The organism is Enterobacter sp. SA187, assembly GCF_001888805.2.
Taxonomy (GTDB): domain Bacteria; phylum Pseudomonadota; class Gammaproteobacteria; order Enterobacterales; family Enterobacteriaceae; genus Enterobacter_D.
The window spans coordinates 965,961-984,412 of sequence record NZ_CP019113.1 but is presented as its reverse complement, the minus strand read 5'-3'; the positions used below and the strand labels follow the sequence as shown (position 1 = coordinate 984,412).

Below are 18,452 nucleotides of genomic sequence, written 5' to 3'. Positions count from 1 at the left end.
TTTTTTAACCCGGACGACGACGATTACGCGGTGCGCCAGGGCGGCGCTGATTATTGCCTGGACGGGCGCGGGTGAGGCGCAACGGCTTCGGCAGATCTTTCAGTAGCGCGTCCGGATTGTATTTGCTGACCGGAATAGAGTGGCCGGTGTAAGTTTCAATCGCCGGCAGGTTCAGCGCGTACTCTTCGCAGGCCAGGCTGATGGAATGACCGCTTGCGCCCGCACGGCCGGTACGGCCAATACGGTGCACGTAGTCTTCACAGTCATCCGGCAGATCGTAGTTGAAGACGTGCGTAACGGCTGGAATGTGCAGACCGCGCGCGGCCACGTCAGTCGCTACCAGGATGTCCAGGTCGCCACGGGTGAATTCTTCCAGAATACGCAGGCGTTTTTTCTGCGCCACGTCGCCTGTCAGCAGGCCTACACGGTGCCCGTCGGCGGCTAAATGGCCCCAGATATCTTCGCAACGGTGTTTAGTATTGGCGAAAATGATGGCGCGATCCGGCCACTCTTCTTCAATCAACGTCTGCAACAGACGCATTTTTTCTTCGTTAGACGGATAGAACAGCTCTTCTTTGATGCGGTGGCCGGTTTTTTGCTCCGGTTCGACTTCCACATATTCAGCGTTGTTCATCTGTTCAAAAGCGAGTTCACGCACACGGTAGGACAGGGTGGCGGAGAACAGCATGTTGAGACGTTCAGTGACCGCAGGCATACGACGGAACAGCCAGCGAATGTCTTTGATAAAGCCCAGGTCATACATGCGATCGGCTTCATCCAGCACCACCACCTGAATCGCGCCAAGATTGATGTGGTTCTGTTTTGCGTAATCGATCAGACGCCCGGTGGTGCCGATCAGAATGTCGACGCCGCTTTCCAGGACTTTAAGTTGTTTGTCATAGCCATCGCCGCCGTAGGCGAGGCCTAATTTCAGGCCGGTAGTCTGCGCCAGGGGTTCGGCATCAGCATGGATCTGCACCGCCAGTTCACGGGTTGGCGCCATGATCAGCGCACGCGGTTGGTTCACCTTGCGGTCTGCGATCGCCGGATGAGAGAGAAGATAATGAAACGTTGACGTCAGAAACGCCATCGTTTTCCCGGTACCGGTTTGCGCCTGTCCTGCTACATCACGACCAGCCAGCGTTAGCGGGAGCGCCAGCGCCTGGATATGTGTGCAATTATGAAAGCCTTTGTTTTCAAGGGCTTCGATCACCTTAGGGTGCAGGGCGAAGTCGGTAAACTTCTGTTCTGTTAAATGTGTTTTGCTCATAGTGTGGTAGAATATCAGCTTACTATTGCTTTACGAAAGCGTATCCGGTGAAATAAAGTCAACCTTTAGTTGGTTAATGTGGCATCAATACGTTGTAGTTTCATGCTACATCAGCACGCCAGGCTTATTCCTGTGGAGTTAAATATGAGCGATAAAATTATTCACCTGACTGACGACAGTTTTGACACGGATGTACTTAAAGCTGAAGGGCTGACCCTCGTCGATTTCTGGGCAGAGTGGTGCGGTCCGTGCAAAATGATCGCTCCGATTCTGGATGAAATCGCTGACGAGTATCAGGGCAAACTGACCGTTGCCAAACTGAATATCGACCAGAACCCGGGCACTGCGCCTAAGTATGGTATCCGCGGTATTCCGACCCTGCTGCTGTTCAAAAACGGCGAAGTAGCAGCCACCAAAGTCGGTGCGCTGTCTAAGGGTCAACTGAAAGAGTTCCTGGACGCCAACCTGGCATAATCCAGCGCAAACCCAGCCTGGCGTGCTGCGTTCCTAATTTTTTGGGATCGCTGGACGCCCGGCTTCAGTCGTGCTAAGTTTGTTTTGACTTCGTTTTAAACATACCTTTGTAGTTTGTACCCGATACTTCCCGCTGAGCACCATCGCCGCGAGAGAAGTAGATAGATTCCGGGCTTGTCACTCAATCCGTCTTGTCGTTTCAGTTCTGTGTTCTTCCCGTAAGCAGGCAGCGAACAGACATGAGTTGATGGCCGCTAAAACAGGCATGGATGACCCTGCCATACCATTCACAAATTAAGTTCGAGATTTACCCCGAGTTTAAGAACCCACACCACTATGAATCTTACCGAATTAAAGAATACGCCGGTTTCTGAGCTGATCACTCTCGGCGAAAATATGGGGCTTGAGAACCAGGCTCGTATGCGCAAGCAGGACATCATTTTTGCCATCCTGAAGCAGCACGCTAAGAGTGGCGAAGATATATTTGGCGACGGTGTGCTGGAGATTTTGCAGGATGGATTTGGTTTCCTCCGCTCCGCAGACAGCTCCTACCTCGCCGGTCCTGATGACATCTACGTTTCCCCCAGCCAAATCCGACGTTTCAACCTCCGCACTGGTGATACCATCTCTGGTAAGATTCGCCCGCCCAAAGAGGGTGAACGTTACTTTGCGCTGTTGAAAGTCAATGAAGTTAACTACGACAAACCAGAAAACGCGCGTAACAAAATCCTGTTTGAGAACCTGACCCCGCTGCACGCAAACTCTCGTCTGCGTATGGAACGTGGTAACGGCTCTACAGAAGACTTAACCGCCCGCGTTCTCGATCTGGCCTCGCCGATTGGTCGTGGTCAGCGTGGTCTGATTGTGGCACCGCCGAAAGCCGGTAAAACCATGCTGCTGCAAAACATTGCCCAGAGCATCGCCTACAATCACCCGGATTGCGTGCTGATGGTTCTGCTCATTGACGAACGTCCGGAAGAAGTTACCGAGATGCAGCGTCTGGTAAAAGGCGAAGTGGTTGCGTCCACCTTCGACGAACCGGCTTCCCGCCACGTTCAGGTCGCTGAAATGGTGATCGAAAAGGCGAAGCGTCTGGTTGAGCATAAAAAAGACGTTATCATTCTGCTCGATTCCATCACCCGTCTGGCCCGCGCCTACAACACCGTGGTACCGGCTTCCGGTAAAGTGTTAACCGGTGGTGTGGATGCTAACGCCCTGCATCGTCCGAAGCGTTTCTTCGGCGCGGCACGTAACGTGGAAGAGGGCGGCAGCCTGACCATCATCGCCACCGCGCTTGTCGATACCGGTTCTAAAATGGATGAAGTTATCTACGAAGAATTTAAAGGTACCGGCAACATGGAACTGCATCTGGCGCGTAAAATCGCTGAGAAGCGTGTGTTCCCGGCGATCGATTACAACCGTTCAGGTACGCGTAAAGAAGAGCTGCTCACCACGCAGGAAGAACTGCAGAAAATGTGGATTTTGCGTAAGATCATTCACCCGATGGGCGAGATCGACGCAATGGAGTTCCTCATCAACAAGCTGGCGATGACCAAAACCAACGACGAATTCTTCGACATGATGAAACGTTCGTAAGTCTTATCAATTTTGCTGGTTCTGGTGAATGATTTGACGGCGGTTTGCATCGACAGGCTGATGTGAAGATGCGGGAAAAACGCGCAGTTTCTCACTTGACGGAGCGCGCGTAATCCAAATAAAGCCCCGAAACGCCACGTTTTACGTGGCGTTTTTCTTTTGCGGAATATACGCTATAACCACGGAGCCACAAGATGCTTCGGGCAGCGCGCGATATTACGGAACATTCACTATAAGAATGGCCTAATTGATTGAAAAACATACAACAGACCCTGTGTATGACCCGCTTTATTGCTTCTTGAGCAAGGTCAACGTCGTTATACTTCCAGGATCAACATTCGCTGAGAGCATGCATTGTGAATTTACTCACTGCGGTTACTGAGTTATTCAGTATTTTTTTACTCACTTTTATCTTTCTTTTTTTCGCACGGAAAATCGCGAAGAAAATCGGTCTGGTGGACAAGCCAAACTTCCGTAAACGACACCAGGGGCTGATCCCGCTGGTGGGCGGTATCTCTGTTTACGCCGGGATTTGCTTTACGTTCTACATTGCCGATTACTACATACCTCATGCTGCTCTCTACCTGGCCTGTGCGGGCGTACTTGTCTTCGTGGGCGCGTTAGACGATCGTTTTGATATCAGCGTAAAAATTCGTGCCACTATCCAGGCGCTTATCGCCGTGGTGATGATGGCCGTCGGCAAGCTTTATCTCCTCAGCCTCGGGCATATTTTTGGCTCATGGGAACTGGTGCTCGGACCGTTCGGTTTCTTCCTGACGCTGTTTGCCGTCTGGGCTGCGATTAATGCCTTCAATATGGTTGATGGTATTGATGGCCTGCTCGGAGGGTTGTCCTGCGTCTCCTTCGGGGCCATTGGCATCATTCTGTGGTTCGACGGTCAGACCAGCCTTGCGATGTGGTGCTTCGCCATGATCGCCGCCATCCTGCCTTATATTCTGCTGAACCTTGGTGTGCTTGGCCGCCGCTATAAAGTGTTTATGGGCGATGCGGGCAGTACGCTGATTGGTTTTACCGTGATCTGGATCCTGCTGGAAACCACTCAGGGCCAACGCCATCCGATAAGCCCGGTCACGGCGCTGTGGATCATCGCCATTCCATTAATGGACATGGTGGCGATTATGTATCGTCGTCTGCGTAAGGGCATGAGCCCGTTCTCACCGGATCGTCAGCACATCCACCATCTTATTATGCGTGCCGGCTTTACCTCCCGTCAGGCATTCGTCCTTATCACGCTCGCTGCCGCCCTGCTGGCCGCTATCGGCGTTGTGATGGAATATGTACATATCGTACCGGAATGGGTGATGTTGGCATTGTTCTTGCTAGCATTTTTCCTGTACGGCTACTGTATTAAACGGGCATGGAAAGTCGCACGCTTCATTAAACGTGTGAAACGCCGTCTCCGTCGCAAAAGCAGACATAATCCACCATTAACCAAGTAATTCTGGGATAGCGATGACTCAACCATTACCGGGAGCACAATCAGTAGGTACGGAGAATGAACTGGATATTCGTGGTTTGTTTCGTACTTTGTGGGCAGGGAAATTCTGGATTGCAGGTGTGGCGCTGGTTTTCGCCTTGATCGTATTACCCTATACCTTTTTCGCGCGTCAGGAGTGGAGCGCCACGGCGATGACCGATCGGCCTACCGTGAACATGCTTGGCGGCTACTACTCTCAGCAGCAGTTCCTGCGTAATCTGGATGTTAAAGCCAGCCTGGCGCCGGTCGATCAGCCTTCGGTAATGGACGAGGCCTATAAAGAATTTGTTATGCAGCTGGCGTCATGGGATACCCGCCGTGATTTCTGGTTACAGACCGATTATTACAAGCAGCGTACGGTGGGCAACAGCAAAGCCGATGCCGCGATGCTGGATGAATTAATCAACTACATCCAGTACACGCCTGGCGACGCCCTGCGTAACCTGAATGACAACGTTAAGCTGACGGCGGAAACGGCGCCGGACGCTAACAATCTGCTGCGTCAGTATGTGGCCTTTGCCAGCCAGCGCGCTGCCAGCCATCTGAATGATGAGCTGAAAGGCGCATGGGCCGCGCGCACTATTCAGATGAAGGCGCAGGTGAAACGTCAGGAAGAGGTGGCCCGCGCTATTTTCAACCGCCGTGTCCACAGCGTGGAACAGGCGCTGAAAGTTGCCGAACAACACAATATTTCCCGCAGTGAAACCGAGGTGCCGGCCGACGAACTGCCTGATTCAGAAATGTTCCTGCTGGGCCGTCCGATGCTGCAGGCGCGCCTCGAAAACCTGCGTTCCGTCGGCCCGGAGTTTGACCTGGACTATGACCAGAACCGTGCCATGCTGAATACGCTCAACGTCGGCCCCACACTGGATCCCCGTTTTCAGACTTATCGTTATTTGCGCACACCGGAAGAACCGGTAAAACGCGACAGTCCGCGTCGTGCTTTCCTGATGATCATGTGGGGAATTGTGGGGGCGTTAGTCGGAGCCGGTGTAGCGTTAACGCGTCGTCGCTCATACTAAACGCCGTCTGAGATGAAGGCCGCCGTGCCTTCATCATCTAATCGAAGAGAATCGTTGTGAAAGTACTTACCGTATTTGGCACACGACCAGAGGCCATCAAAATGGCGCCTCTGGTTCATGCACTGGCAAAGGATCCTTATTTCGAGGCGAAAGTGTGCGTCACCGCGCAGCATCGTGAGATGCTCGATCAGGTGTTACATCTCTTTTCGATCGTTCCGGACTACGACCTTAATATTATGCAGCCGGGTCAGGGGCTGACAGAAATTACCTGCCGCATTCTGGAAGGGCTAAAGCCCATCCTCGAATCTTTTAAGCCGGATGTTGTGCTGGTACATGGCGATACCACTACCACCATCGCCGCAAGCCTGGCCGCGTTTTATCAGCGTATTCCGGTAGGCCACGTGGAAGCGGGCCTGCGCACCGGCGATCTCTCCTCGCCGTGGCCGGAAGAAGCCAACCGCACCCTGACCGGTCATCTGGCGATGTACCACTTTGCCCCCACGGAAAATGCCCGGCATAACCTGCTGCGGGAGAACGTTGCCGATAAGAAAATTTTTGTCACCGGCAATACCGTTATTGATGCGCTGTTCTGGGTACGCGATACCGTGCTGAACAACGAGGCGCTGCAAAACGAGCTGGCCGGACGCTATCCGTTTATCGATAAATCCAAAAAGCTGATCCTCGTGACCGGTCATCGCCGCGAAAGCTTTGGTCGCGGGTTTGAGCAAATCTGTCACGCGCTGGCGGACATCGCCGCCGCCCATGATGATGTGCAGATTGTCTATCCGGTACACCTCAACCCTAACGTCAGCGAGCCGGTAAACCGCATCCTGGGGCACGTGGATAACGTGATTCTCATCGAGCCGCAGGATTACCTGCCGTTCCTCTGGCTGATGAACCACTCGTGGCTGATCCTGACGGATTCCGGCGGCATTCAGGAAGAAGCGCCTTCATTAGGCAAGCCGGTGCTGGTGATGCGTGACACCACTGAGCGCCCGGAAGCCGTGGAAGCCGGTACGGTCAGGCTGATCGGTACCGACAGACAGCGTATCGTGGATGAAGTCACGCGCCTGCTGACCAGTTTTGATGCGTGGCAGGCGATGAGCCACGCGCACAATCCGTATGGAGACGGTGAGGCCTGCGGTCGAATTTTGCACGCACTTAAACACAATCGGGTAACGCTATGAGCTTTTCAACCATTTCTGTCATTGGCCTTGGCTACATCGGACTGCCAACCGCGGCGGCTTTCGCCTCCCGTCAAAAGCAGGTAGTGGGTATTGATATCAACCAGCACGCGGTGGACACCATTAATCGCGGGCAAATTCATATTGTTGAACCTGAACTCGACAGCGTTGTAAAAGCGGCGGTTGAGGGCGGTTTTTTGCGCGCCAGCACCACGCCGGTGGCGGCGGATGCTTACCTGATTGCCGTGCCGACGCCTTTTAAAGGCGATCACGATCCGGATATGGCCTACGTGGAAGCGGCAGCCAAATCCATCGCGCCGGTGCTGAAAAAAGGCGCGCTGGTGATCCTCGAATCCACCTCACCTGTTGGCGCGACCGAACAAATGGCGCAGTGGCTGGCGGAAATGCGTCCGGATCTGAGCTTCCCGCAGCAGGCGGGCGAGCAGGCGGATATTAATATCGCCTACTGCCCGGAGCGCGTGCTGCCAGGCCAGGTGATGGTTGAACTGATCAAAAATGACCGCGTGATCGGCGGCATGACGCCGGTGTGCTCCGCCCGCGCCAGCGAGCTGTACAACATCTTCCTTGAAGGTGAGTGTGTGGTCACTAATGCCCGCACCGCTGAGATGTGCAAACTCACCGAGAACAGCTTCCGCGACGTCAACATTGCCTTTGCCAACGAACTGTCGCTGATTTGCGCCGACCAGGGCATTAACGTCTGGGAGCTGATCCGCCTCGCCAACCGCCACCCGCGCGTTAATATTTTGCAGCCGGGACCGGGCGTGGGCGGACACTGTATCGCCGTCGACCCGTGGTTTATTGTGTCGCAAAACCCGCAGCAGGCGCGGTTGATCCGTACCGCCCGCGAAGTGAACGACAGCAAACCGCAGTGGGTGCTGAATCAGGTGAAAGCCACGGTTGCCGACTGCCTGACGGCGAGCGGCAAACGCGCCAGCGAACTTAACATCGCCTGCTTCGGCCTGGCGTTTAAGCCCAACATTGACGATTTACGCGAAAGCCCGGCAATGGAAATCGCCCGCCAGATCGCCGAATGGCACAGCGGCAACACCCTGATGGTGGAGCCGAATATTCATGCGCTGCCGAAAAAACTCGCCGGTCTGGGCGAACTGGTGAGCCTTGACGACGCGCTGGCAAAAGCTGACGTCATCGTCATGCTGGTGGATCATCAGCAGTTTAAAGCTCTTCCCGGTGAAGCGATCACGCAGCAGTATATTATTGATACCAAAGGCGTCTGGCGATGACAGCCCCGTCCTTTCCGCTGCACGGTACGGTTGAGCCTCTTGGCTGGGAAAGCCAGTTTTTCGGCCTGCACAGCGCTATTGTGCGCCTGAGCGACAGCGGCCCGGCGATCACCGAAGCCGATCTCAACGCCTGGGAACGGGTGCAGGTCAAAATTCCGGCCAGCGATGCGGCACGGCTGGACGCGCTGCAACAGCGCGGTTTTCAGCTGGTGGAAGGGGAAGTGGATCTCGCGCTGAACCTCTGCGCGACGGTGGCCGATCCGCAGGCGCAGGTCGCCGGCGCTGAAGATATTCCGCGGCTGCGCGAGCTGGCGGCACAGGCATTCGCGCAAAGCCGTTTTCGCGCGCCCTGGTATCCGCCAGAAGCCAGCGGACGTTTTTACGCCCAGTGGATTGAAAACGCCGTCAAAGGCGAGTTTGATCACCAGTGCCTGGTTTTCCGCGCCGCTGACGGCGACATCCGGGCGTTTGTCTCCCTGCGCCAGCTCAATGACCATGAGGCGCGTATTGGCCTGCTGGCCGGGCGCGGCGCGGGTGAAGCCCTGATGCAGGCGGCGTCATACTGGACGCAGACGCGCCAGCTGACAAGGTTACGTGTGGCGACGCAGGCGGGAAATACCGCCGCGCTTAAACGTTATATTCAAAGCGGTGCGAATGTGGAAAGCACCGCCTACTGGTTATACAGGTGACATGATGATCCCTTTTAACGCACCCCCCGTAGTAGGCAGTGAGCTTGAATACATGCAGTCGGCCATGGGAAGCGGCAAGCTGTGTGGCGATGGTGGTTTTACCCGTCGCTGTCAGCAGTGGATGGAACAACGCTTTGGCAGCGCGAAAGTGCTGTTAACGCCGTCCTGCACCGCGTCGCTGGAGATGGCCGCCCTGCTGCTGGATATTCAGCCCGGCGATGAGGTGATCATGCCGAGCTATACCTTCGTGTCCACCGCCAATGCCTTTGTGCTGCGCGGCGCGAAAATCGTCTTTGTCGATATTCGCCCGGACACCATGAACATTGATGAGGCGCGCATCGAAGCGGCGATCACCGAAAAAACACGCGCCATCGTGCCGGTACACTACGCGGGCGTCGCCTGTGAAATGGACACCATCATGGCGCTGGCGAAGCAGTACAACCTCTTTGTGGTGGAAGATGCCGCGCAGGGCGTGATGTCGACCTACAAAGGCCGCGCGCTGGGGACAATCGGCCATATTGGTTGCTTTAGCTTCCACGAAACCAAAAACTACACCGCCGGGGGTGAAGGCGGCGCGACGCTGATCAACGACCGCGCGCTCATTGAGCGGGCCGAAGTGATCCGCGAAAAAGGCACCAACCGCAGCCAGTTCTTCCGTGGTCAGGTGGATAAATACACCTGGCGCGATATCGGCTCCAGCTATCTGATGGCCGATTTGCAGGCCGCCTACCTGTGGGCGCAGCTGGAAGCGGCGGATCGCATCAATCAGCAACGCCTGTCGCTGTGGCAGACCTATTTCGACGCGCTCTCCCCGCTGGCACGCACCGGTCGCATTGAACTGCCGACGGTTCCGGCGGATTGCAACCACAACGCCCATATGTTTTACATCAAACTGCGCGATGAAGCCGACCGCAGCAAGCTGATCGCCTTCCTGAAAGAGGCGGAGATTCTCGCGGTGTTCCATTACATTCCGCTGCACTCCAGCCCGGCGGGCGAACAGTTTGGTGAGTTCCACGGCGAAGACCGTTACACCACGCAGGAAAGTGAGCGTTTGCTTCGCCTGCCGCTGTTCTACAATCTGGCACCGGTCAATCAACGTACGGTTATCAGCACCCTGCTGAGCTATTTTAACTGAGATGTCGCTGGCTAAAGCTTCGGTGTGGACCGCCGCGTCCACGCTGGTCAAGATTGGCGCGGGACTGCTGGTGGTGAAACTGCTCGCCGTGGCTTATGGCCCGTCGGGCGTCGGCCAGGCGGGTAACTTCCGCCAGCTGGTGACCGTGCTCGGCGTGCTGGCCGGGGCGGGTATTTTCAACGGCGTCACTAAGCTGGTGGCGCAATACCATGACGATACGGCGCAGCTACGCAACGTGGTCGGCACCTCGTCCGCGATGGTGCTGGGTTTCTCGACGCTGCTGGCGCTGGTTTTCCTGCTGGCGGCGGCGCCCATCAGCCAGGGGCTGTTTGGTCATACGCATTTTCAGGGGCTGGTCCAGCTGGTGGCGCTGGTACAGATGGGCATCGCCTGGGCGAACTTCCTGCTGGCGGTGATGAAAGGCTTTCGCGATGCGGCAGGAAACGCGCTGGCGCTGATTTGCGGCAGTATTGTGGGCGTGATGGCCTATTATGCCTGCTTCCGCCTCGGCGGCTATCAGGGCGCGTTACTGGGGCTGGCGCTGGTACCGGCGCTGGTGGTGATCCCGGCGACTGTGCTGCTTATCCGCCGTAAAACTATTCCGCTGGGTTACCTGAAGCCGCAATGGGATAAACTGTTCGCCGGGCAGCTGGCAAAGTTTACCCTGATGGCGCTCATTACCTCCGTCACCCTGCCGGTGGCCTATGTGATGATGCGAAACATGCTCGCGGCGCATTACAGCTGGGACGAAGTGGGGATCTGGCAGGGGGTCAGCAGTATTTCTGACGCCTATTTGCAGTTTATTACCGCCTCGTTCAGCGTTTATCTGTTGCCGACGCTCTCGCGCCTGACCTCGAAACAGGACATCACCCGTGAGATCGTCAAGTCGCTGAAATTTGTATTACCGGCAGTGGCAGCGGCGAGTTTCACCGTCTGGTTGCTGCGGGATGTTGCCATCTGGCTGCTGTTCTCTGACAAATTTATCGCCATGCGTGACCTGTTTGCCTGGCAACTGGTGGGCGATATACTGAAAGTGGGTGCTTACGTCTTCGGCTATCTGGTGATCGCCCGCGCCTCGCTGAAATTTTATATTCTGGCGGAAATCAGCCAGTTTGCCCTGCTCACCGGATTTTCCCGCGTGCTGATCCCGGCGCACGGCGCCGCAGGCGCAGCGCAGGCCTATATGGCTACTTATATTGTTTATTTCGCCATTTGTTGTGGCGTGTTTTTGCTCTGGCGTAAACGGGTATGACTGCACTCATTCATGTACTGGGATCGAATATCCCACACCATAATCAAACCGTGCTGCGGTTTTTTAACGATCACCTCGCCTCCACAGGCGAGCATGCGCGCGAATTTATGGTCGCCGGGCCGGATGACGGCTACAGCGCCGCTTTTCCCGCGCTGCGACTGCGTTTCTTTGCCGACAAAAAATCCCTGGCGCAGGCGGTCATCTCGCTGGCAAAAGCCGATCGCGGGCAGCGCTTTTTCTTTCATGGTCAGTTTAATACTGACCTGTGGCTGGCGCTGCTGCGTGGCACGATCAAGCCGCAGCAGTTCAACTGGCATGCCTGGGGCGCGGATCTGTATGAAGTGTCGCAGAGCCTCAAGTTTCGCCTGTTTTATCCGCTGCGGCGGCTGGCCCAGGCGCGCGTCGGCTGTATCTTTGCCACGCGCGGCGATCTGCAATTTTTTGCCCGTCGCCATCCGCAGGTGCGCGGCGAGTTGCTCTACTTCCCGACACGCATGGATCCGTCCCTCAATACTATGGCGCCTGCCGTACGTAGCGAAGGCAAACTGACCGTGCTGGTGGGCAATTCCGGCGATCCCAGCAATGAGCATATCGCTGCGCTGAAGGCCATTCACCAGCAGTTTGGCGATACGGTGAACGTCATTGTGCCTATGGGTTATCCCGCGAATAACGAGGCGTATATCGCGCAGGTCCGGCAGGCGGGTGAAACCCTGTTCAGCCCGCAGCATTTGCGCATTCTCAGCGAGAAAATGGAATTTGCGGAATACCTGGATTTACTGCGCCAGTGCGATTTGGGCTATTTTATCTTTGCCCGTCAGCAGGGGATCGGCACGCTCTGTCTGCTGATCCAGGCGGGTGTGCCGTGCGTGCTCAATCGTGAAAATCCGTTCTGGCAGGATATGGTGGAGCAGCACATTCCGGTGCTGTTTACCGGTGATGCGCTGAACGAGGCGGTGGTGCGCGAAGCGCAGCGCCAGCTGGCGGCGGTGGATAAAAACGCCATTACCTTCTTCAGCCCTAACTATCTGACGCCCTGGCATCAGGCGCTGCGTATCGCGGCGGGAGAGGTGGCATGAGTCAGCTTGAGTTCTGCGGATTACTGGTCATCTGGCTGCTGGCCTCGCTGTTTATCGGCACGCTGACGTGGTTTGAATTCCGCCGCGTACGCTTTAACTTCAACGTGTTCTTCTCGTTGCTGTTTTTGCTGACCTTCTTCTTCGGTTTCCCGCTCACCAGCGTGCTGGTGTTCCGCTTCGACGTGGGCGTGGCCCCGCCGGGCATTATGATGCAGAGCCTGCTGGCGGCGGCCTGTTTCTATGCCATCTATTATGTGACCTATAAAACCCGTTTGCGCCCGGTAGGGCAGGAACGCGAACGCCGTCCGCTGTTCACCATTAATCGGGTGGAAGCGCATCTGGCGTGGGTGATGCTGATGGGGATCGCGCTCATCAGCGTGGGTATTTTCTTTATGCACAACGGCTTTTTGCTGTTCCGCCTGCATTCGTACAGCCAGATTTTCTCCAGCGAAGTCTCCGGCGTGGCGCTCAAGCGTTTCTTCTACTTCTTTATTCCGGCGATGCTGGTGGTCTATTTTCTGCGCCAGGACGGGCGGGCATGGCTGTTCTTCCTCGTCAGCACCGTGGCTTTTGGCCTGCTGACCTATATGATCGTGGGCGGTACGCGCGCCAATATCATTATCGCCTTCGCCATCTTTTTATTTATCGGCATCATTCGCGGGTGGATCTCGCTGTGGATGCTGGCAGCGGCGGGGGTGCTCGGTATTGTCGGCATGTTCTGGCTGGCGCTTAAGCGTTACGGGCTGAACGTCAGCGGCGACGAAGCTTTTTATACCTTCCTCTACCTGACGCGCGATACCTTCTCGCCGTGGGAAAACCTGTCGCTGCTGCTGCAAAACTACGACAAAATCGACTTCCAGGGGCTGGCGCCCATTGTGCGCGATTTCTATGTGTTTATCCCGACCTGGCTGTGGCCGGACCGGCCTGGCATTGTGCTGAATACCGCCAATTACTTTACCTGGGAAGTGCTGAATAACCACTCCGGGCTGGCTATCTCGCCGACGCTGATCGGTTCGCTGGTGGTGATGGGCGGCGTATGGTTTATCCCGCTCGGTGCCGTAGTGGTGGGGATGATCATTAAGTGGTTCGACTGGCTGTATCAGCTGGGCAACCGGGAAACCAATCGTTATAAAGCGGCCATTCTGCACAGCTTTTGTTTCGGCGCCATTTTCAACATGATTGTGCTGGCAAGGGAAGGGCTGGACTCGTTCGTCTCGCGGGTGGTCTTTTTCCTCGTTGTCTTTGGGGCCTGTCTGGTGCTGGCCAAACTGCTGTACTGGCTGTTTGACAGCGCCGGGCTGATCCATGCCCGCGTGCTGCGCGCCCACAAAACCCTTTCACAGGTCTGATAAGGAATCCCATGACTGACAAAACCGACGCCCCGGTGTACACCCTGCGCGGGCTGAAGCTGATTGGCTGGCGGAATATGCAACATGCGCTGGATCACCTCTATGCCGGAGGCGCGCTGAAGCAGGGCACGCTGGTGGCGATCAACGCCGAGAAAATGCTCGCCGTGGAAAATGACGCCCAGGTGCGGGCCCTGATTGAAGCGGCAGAGTATAAATATGCCGACGGCATCAGCGTTGTGCGTTCCATTCGCAAAAAGTATCCGCAGGCGAAGGTCGAGCGCGTGGCCGGGGCGGATTTATGGGAAGAGCTGATGGCGCGTGCCGGAAAAGAGGGTACGCCCGTCTTTCTGGTGGGCGGTAAGCCGGACGTACTGGCCCAGACGCAGGAAAAGCTGCGCGCGCAGTGGCAGGTGAATATTGTCGGCAGTCAGGATGGCTACTTCACTGCAGACCAGCGTCAGGCGCTGTTTGAGCGTATCCGCGACAGCGGCGCGAAAATCGTCACCGTGGCGATGGGCTCGCCGCGCCAGGAGATCCTGATGCGGGATTGCCGCGAGGTATATCCGCAGGCGCTCTATATGGGCGTAGGCGGCACCTATGACGTTTTCACCGGCCATGTGAAGCGTGCGCCGAAAGTGTGGCAACGTATGGGTCTGGAGTGGCTTTACCGCCTGTTATCGCAACCGAGCCGCCTCACCCGCCAACTGAAGCTATTGCGCTATCTTGCCTGGCACTATCGCGGCCAGATGTAATCGACAGGCAGCGCGGTGCAATGCGCCGCCTGCTTTTTTATTGAGCAACTCATACGTTTTTGTTAACCATCGTTTGCCATTTTCCCCGAATTAAGAAACCATTCGCCCACTCAATGCATTGCACTGAGTCATAACTATAACCCGCACCGCCGGGAACAGTAGCAGACACAACAGAGGATTTATGGCCGAGAACAAACCGGAGCTTCAGCGTGGGCTGGAAGCTCGACACATCGAACTTATTGCCCTCGGGGGCACGATAGGCGTTGGCCTGTTTATGGGCGCGGCGAGCACCCTGAAATGGGCAGGGCCATCAGTATTGCTGGCATACATTATTGCCGGGCTGTTCGTCTTCTTCATCATGCGCTCCATGGGCGAAATGTTATTCCTTGAGCCGGTCGCCGGTTCCTTTGCCGTGTACGCGCACCGCTACATGAGCCCGTTCTTCGGCTATCTCACCGCCTGGTCCTACTGGTTTATGTGGATGGCGGTGGGCATCTCAGAAATCACCGCCATCGGCGTGTATGTGCAGTTCTGGTTCCCGGAAATGGCGCAGTGGATCCCCGCGCTGATCGCCGTCGGGCTGGTGGCGCTGGCAAACCTTGCCGCCGTGCGTCTGTACGGTGAAATTGAGTTCTGGTTTGCGATGATCAAAGTCACCACCATCATTGTGATGATCGTGGTAGGGCTGGGGGTGATTTTCTTCGGCTTTGGCAACGGCGGCCATGCGATTGGCTTTGGCAACCTGACAGAGCACGGCGGCTTCTTCGCGGGCGGCTGGAAAGGCTTCCTGACGGCGCTGTGCATCGTGGTGGCGTCCTATCAGGGCGTGGAGCTGATTGGTATTACGGCGGGCGAAGCGAAAAACCCGCAGGTCACGCTGCGCAGCGCGGTAGGTAAAGTGCTGTGGCGCATCCTGATTTTCTATGTGGGCGCGATTTTCGTCATCGTCACCATTTTCCCGTGGAATGAAATTGGCAGCAACGGCAGCCCGTTCGTGCTGACCTTTGCGAAAATCGGCATTACCGCCGCCGCCGGGATCATCAATTTCGTGGTGCTGACCGCCGCGCTTTCCGGCTGTAACAGCGGCATGTACAGCTGTGGGCGTATGCTGTATGCGCTGGCGAAGAACCGCCAGCTGCCGGCAGCAATGGCGAAAGTCTCCCGTAACGGCGTACCGGTGGCGGGCGTGGCGATCTCTATCGTCATTCTGCTGATTGGCTCCTGCCTGAACTACATCATCCCTAACCCGCAGCGCGTATTTGTGTACGTCTACAGCGCCAGCGTTTTGCCGGGGATGGTGCCGTGGTTTGTGATCCTGATAAGCCAGCTGCGTTTCCGTCAGGCGCATAAAGCGGCCATTGCCACCCATCCGTTCCGCTCGGTGCTGTTCCCGTGGGCAAACTACGCCACCATGGCGTTTTTGATTTGTGTACTGATTGGCATGGGCCTGAATGAGGACACCCGTATGTCGCTGTTTGTGGGCATCATCTTCCTCGCCGCAGTCACGGTGGTTTATAAGGTTTTAGGCCTTAATCGCTATACGCAGCCTGATAAGCTGGGGAAATAAGCAGCAAAATGCGCAAAGCATAACCAAACGCGCATTTTCTGGAGATTTCTTTTAAAAAGCACTAGACAGGTACGCCCGAAGTCCGTACTATCCACCCCCGCAACGGCGCTAAGCGCCCGTAGCTCAGCTGGATAGAGCGCTGCCCTCCGGAGGCAGAGGTCTCAGGTTCGAATCCTGTCGGGCGCACCATTTACCCGGTGCTGGAGCTGCGGTGGCCTGTGATGGTAGCAGGGCCGCGTGAAAGAATATCAGTGGTGGCTATAGCTCAGTTGGTAGAGCCCTGGATTGTGATTCCAGTTGTCGTGGGTTCGAGTCCCATTAGCCACCCCATTAGTTACAAAGAGTACCGTGGAATGCGAAGGTGGCGGAATTGGTAGACGCGCTAGCTTCAGGTGTTAGTGTCCTTACGGACGTGGGGGTTCAAGTCCCCCCCTCGCACCACAAATTGATTTAACTAAAAAGTCAAAAAGCAGTATTTCGGCGAGTAGCGCAGCTTGGTAGCGCAACTGGTTTGGGACCAGTGGGTCGGAGGTTCGAATCCTCTCTCGCCGACCAATTTTGAACCCCGCTTCGGCGGGGTTTTTTGTTTTCTGCCTTTCCTCACTGTTATCGCCTCTTTTCCCTGTTGTTTCCTGCTTGTTGCTTTTCGGCGACGTCGCCGCCGATGAATGTCGCGGATAGGAGACAGATATCCCTCTGTTTTTTAATCATATTTTTATAATGACTCCATTTTGTCGCCATTAAGCGACAATTTTCCCGCGCAACATCACAAAATTACCTGTGACCTGACGCGTAACGTGATGAAAATCCAAAAATATTAAAAGATTCAGAGCTACGAGATTTAGGGATAAAAATCTGGCACGGGTTGTGCAATAATATATATGTAGATGCTCATTCCACCTCTTATGTTCGCCTTAGTGCCTCATAAACTCAGGAATGACGCAGAGCCATTTAATGGTGCTTATCGTCCACAGACAGATGTCGCTTCGGCCTCATCAAACACCATGGACACAACGTTGAGTGAAGCACCGATTTGTTGTCACACAGACCTGTTAATGCCCGTTCTGGTTTCAGAACGGGCATTTTTTTATGCCCTCTCCCGGTGGGAGAGGGTGACGATGGGGGAAATTACTGCGGCGGGTTGTTTTGCAGGGTCAACAGCAGGCCGTCACGACGCATAGTGGCGGCTTCTTCAGGCATATGCAGACGATCCAGCGTATCGGCAAGCCAGGCGTAGTCAAAGGCATCCGGACGCTGTTTCAGCGCGGCGCGGAACGCCAGACTGGCTTCTTTCCATTCACCATGCTTAAGCAGCGACTGACCCAGCGTACTCCACAGGAGCGGACGATCGCCCTGGGTTTTGATCTGCTGACGCAGCACTTTTTCCACCTGCTCAGGATTATTGGTCTTCAGCCGTGGGATCACCATGACCAGCCGGTCGTCGTAATGACGTTTCAGGCCATCAAGCAGGATCTGCTGGGCCGTGTCATGATCGTCACATTCGATTAAATGTTCGGCCATCGCCACCTGCAGCGCCACCTGTTGACGCGTTTTACGGCTCTGGTTTTTCCACCACGCTTTCAGACCATCGCTGCCCTGATCGGCACGAGCCTGATCCATCAACCCAATCCACGCCTGCTGTGCAAGGGCATCACGATGGGCTTCATCAGCGACGTCCGCTTTGGCCATAGACGGCAGAATATCGAGCAGGGAACCCCAGGCGCCGGTACGGATATACGCCTGCTCCGCCAGACGCAGCACTTCCGGATGGCGCGGGGTGATTTCCAGCAGTCGGTCGACGCCGTGGCGCGCCGCATGGTTTTCATTGCGCGCCAGTTGCAGACGAACACGGGTGATTTCCACCGGGATCTGATCGTTATCCGCCAGCTCCGAGGCGCGCTCCAGATGTTGATTGGCGCGCGCTTCATCCCCGCGCTGCTGGGCGGCTTCAGCGGCGAGCAGGTAGTTCACCACCGGCTGTTCAGCGTGATCGGCATTTTTCGACATCAGCTTTTCAACCTGCTGATAATCGCCTTCCGCCAGCTTGAGCAGTGCCTGTTCCGTCTGTTTACGGGCGCGGCGGCGTTTACGGCCGGCAAACCAGCCGCGGGTATGTGCCCCGGTGCGTATAATGCGACGTAAGATCCATTCGATCACAAAGAGTACGACCATGGCGAGGATCAGAATGATCACAAGGCCGGTCACACTGGTTTCGATATTGTAATTGTCCGTCTGGATCAGTACGTAACCCTGATGCCCGGCGACCATCGGCCCGAGCACGATCCCGGCTAACAGCAATGCAAAGAGTAATAATACTTTTAACATG

At 55.8% G+C, this 18,452-nt stretch carries 15 protein-coding genes and 4 tRNA genes; 17 read left to right on the top strand and 2 right to left on the bottom strand.

Going from position 1 to position 18,452, the window contains the following annotated elements; genetic code table 11:
* Positions 1 to 4: 4 nt before the first annotated feature.
* On the bottom strand, positions 5 to 1,270 hold the full coding sequence (gene rhlB / locus BMF08_RS04830) for an ATP-dependent RNA helicase RhlB (RefSeq protein WP_072571081.1): 1,266 nt from the start codon (positions 1,268 to 1,270) through the stop codon (positions 5 to 7).
* Positions 1,271 to 1,414: 144 nt separating this feature from the next.
* On the opposite strand from rhlB, the gene trxA reads away from it, so the two are divergent.
* The 17 genes from trxA to BMF08_RS04745 all read left to right on the top strand — a co-directional run bounded on the left by trxA (position 1,415) and on the right by BMF08_RS04745 (position 16,681).
* On the top strand, positions 1,415 to 1,744 hold the full coding sequence (gene trxA / locus BMF08_RS04825; protein WP_042394997.1) for a thioredoxin TrxA: 330 nt from the start codon (positions 1,415 to 1,417) through the stop codon (positions 1,742 to 1,744).
* A 336-nt stretch (positions 1,745 to 2,080) separates the two neighbouring features.
* On the top strand, positions 2,081 to 3,340 hold the full coding sequence (gene rho, locus BMF08_RS04820) for a transcription termination factor Rho (protein WP_072571082.1): 1,260 nt from the start codon (positions 2,081 to 2,083) through the stop codon (positions 3,338 to 3,340).
* Positions 3,341 to 3,696: 356 nt separating this feature from the next.
* The gene (gene wecA / locus BMF08_RS04815) at positions 3,697 to 4,800 is read left to right on the top strand and encodes a UDP-N-acetylglucosamine--undecaprenyl-phosphate N-acetylglucosaminephosphotransferase (RefSeq protein ID WP_072571083.1); all 1,104 of its coding nucleotides are present in this window, start codon (positions 3,697 to 3,699) and stop codon (positions 4,798 to 4,800) included.
* Positions 4,801 to 4,813: 13 nt separating this feature from the next.
* Positions 4,814 to 5,860: an ECA polysaccharide chain length modulation protein gene (gene wzzE / locus BMF08_RS04810; RefSeq protein ID WP_072571084.1), complete on the top strand. Its 1,047-nt coding sequence runs from the start codon at positions 4,814 to 4,816 to the stop codon at positions 5,858 to 5,860.
* Positions 5,861 to 5,916: 56 nt separating this feature from the next.
* Entirely contained in the window at positions 5,917 to 7,047 is a 1,131-nt protein-coding gene (wecB, locus tag BMF08_RS04805) for a non-hydrolyzing UDP-N-acetylglucosamine 2-epimerase (RefSeq protein ID WP_072571085.1), read from the top strand.
* Positions 7,044 to 8,306, top strand: a complete 1,263-nt coding sequence (wecC, locus tag BMF08_RS04800) for a UDP-N-acetyl-D-mannosamine dehydrogenase (protein ID WP_072571086.1) — start codon at positions 7,044 to 7,046, stop codon at positions 8,304 to 8,306. Before wecB ends, wecC begins: the two co-directional genes overlap by 4 nt.
* On the top strand, positions 8,303 to 8,995 hold the full coding sequence (gene rffC / locus BMF08_RS04795; RefSeq protein WP_072571087.1) for a dTDP-4-amino-4,6-dideoxy-D-galactose acyltransferase: 693 nt from the start codon (positions 8,303 to 8,305) through the stop codon (positions 8,993 to 8,995). The genes wecC and rffC overlap by 4 nt, the downstream gene beginning before the upstream one ends.
* Before the next feature lie 4 nt (positions 8,996 to 8,999).
* The gene (gene rffA / locus BMF08_RS04790; protein WP_072571294.1) at positions 9,000 to 10,130 is read left to right on the top strand and encodes a dTDP-4-amino-4,6-dideoxygalactose transaminase; all 1,131 of its coding nucleotides are present in this window, start codon (positions 9,000 to 9,002) and stop codon (positions 10,128 to 10,130) included.
* Position 10,131: 1 nt separating this feature from the next.
* Positions 10,132 to 11,382 carry a lipid III flippase WzxE gene (gene wzxE / locus BMF08_RS04785; protein ID WP_072571088.1) on the top strand — a complete coding sequence of 417 codons (1,251 nt, stop codon included), beginning with the start codon at positions 10,132 to 10,134 and terminating at the stop codon, positions 11,380 to 11,382.
* Positions 11,379 to 12,458, top strand: a complete 1,080-nt coding sequence (locus tag BMF08_RS04780) for a TDP-N-acetylfucosamine:lipid II N-acetylfucosaminyltransferase (RefSeq protein WP_072571089.1) — start codon at positions 11,379 to 11,381, stop codon at positions 12,456 to 12,458. The genes wzxE and BMF08_RS04780 overlap by 4 nt, the downstream gene beginning before the upstream one ends.
* Positions 12,455 to 13,807, top strand: coding sequence for an ECA oligosaccharide polymerase (wzyE, locus tag BMF08_RS04775; protein ID WP_072571090.1), 1,353 nt, complete (start codon positions 12,455 to 12,457; stop codon positions 13,805 to 13,807). Before BMF08_RS04780 ends, wzyE begins: the two co-directional genes overlap by 4 nt.
* Positions 13,808 to 13,818: 11 nt before the next feature.
* The gene (gene wecG / locus BMF08_RS04770; RefSeq protein ID WP_072571091.1) at positions 13,819 to 14,559 is read left to right on the top strand and encodes a lipopolysaccharide N-acetylmannosaminouronosyltransferase; all 741 of its coding nucleotides are present in this window, start codon (positions 13,819 to 13,821) and stop codon (positions 14,557 to 14,559) included.
* Between the two features lie 181 nt (positions 14,560 to 14,740).
* Positions 14,741 to 16,126, top strand: a complete 1,386-nt coding sequence (gene thrP / locus BMF08_RS04765; RefSeq protein WP_072571092.1) for a bifunctional threonine/serine APC transporter ThrP — start codon at positions 14,741 to 14,743, stop codon at positions 16,124 to 16,126.
* A gap of 112 nt (positions 16,127 to 16,238) precedes the next feature.
* Positions 16,239 to 16,315: transfer RNA gene (locus BMF08_RS04760), tRNA-Arg, on the top strand.
* 65 nt (positions 16,316 to 16,380) lie between these two features.
* Positions 16,381 to 16,456, top strand: a tRNA-His gene (locus BMF08_RS04755).
* Between the two features lie 25 nt (positions 16,457 to 16,481).
* A tRNA-Leu gene (locus tag BMF08_RS04750) sits at positions 16,482 to 16,567 on the top strand.
* Positions 16,568 to 16,604: 37 nt separating this feature from the next.
* Positions 16,605 to 16,681 (top strand) — tRNA-Pro (locus BMF08_RS04745).
* A gap of 573 nt (positions 16,682 to 17,254) precedes the next feature.
* Here the strand turns inward: BMF08_RS04745 and hemY are convergent.
* Positions 17,255 to 18,451 (bottom strand): protoheme IX biogenesis protein HemY, encoded by a 1,197-nt coding sequence (hemY, locus tag BMF08_RS04740; RefSeq protein WP_072571093.1) that lies wholly within the window; start codon positions 18,449 to 18,451, stop codon positions 17,255 to 17,257.
* Position 18,452 lies beyond the last annotated feature (1 nt).

Bases quoted from the DNA above. Each gene is read 5' to 3' on its own strand.
- BMF08_RS04780 (WP_072571089.1), top strand. From the start codon at position 11,379: ATGACTGCACTCATTCATGTACTGGGATCGAATATCCCACACCATAAT.
- rhlB (WP_072571081.1), bottom strand. From the start codon at position 1,270: ATGAGCAAAACACATTTAACAGAACAGAAGTTTACCGACTTCGCCCTG.
- wecG (WP_072571091.1), top strand. From the start codon at position 13,819: ATGACTGACAAAACCGACGCCCCGGTGTACACCCTGCGCGGGCTGAAG.
- wzyE (WP_072571090.1), top strand. From the start codon at position 12,455: ATGAGTCAGCTTGAGTTCTGCGGATTACTGGTCATCTGGCTGCTGGCC.
- wzzE (WP_072571084.1), top strand. From the start codon at position 4,814: ATGACTCAACCATTACCGGGAGCACAATCAGTAGGTACGGAGAATGAA.
- thrP (WP_072571092.1), top strand. From the start codon at position 14,741: ATGGCCGAGAACAAACCGGAGCTTCAGCGTGGGCTGGAAGCTCGACAC.
- trxA (WP_042394997.1), top strand. From the start codon at position 1,415: ATGAGCGATAAAATTATTCACCTGACTGACGACAGTTTTGACACGGAT.
- hemY (WP_072571093.1), bottom strand. From the start codon at position 18,451: ATGTTAAAAGTATTATTACTCTTTGCATTGCTGTTAGCCGGGATCGTG.
- rho (WP_072571082.1), top strand. From the start codon at position 2,081: ATGAATCTTACCGAATTAAAGAATACGCCGGTTTCTGAGCTGATCACT.
- rffA (WP_072571294.1), top strand. From the start codon at position 9,000: ATGATCCCTTTTAACGCACCCCCCGTAGTAGGCAGTGAGCTTGAATAC.
- wecC (WP_072571086.1), top strand. From the start codon at position 7,044: ATGAGCTTTTCAACCATTTCTGTCATTGGCCTTGGCTACATCGGACTG.
- rffC (WP_072571087.1), top strand. From the start codon at position 8,303: ATGACAGCCCCGTCCTTTCCGCTGCACGGTACGGTTGAGCCTCTTGGC.
- wzxE (WP_072571088.1), top strand. From the start codon at position 10,132: ATGTCGCTGGCTAAAGCTTCGGTGTGGACCGCCGCGTCCACGCTGGTC.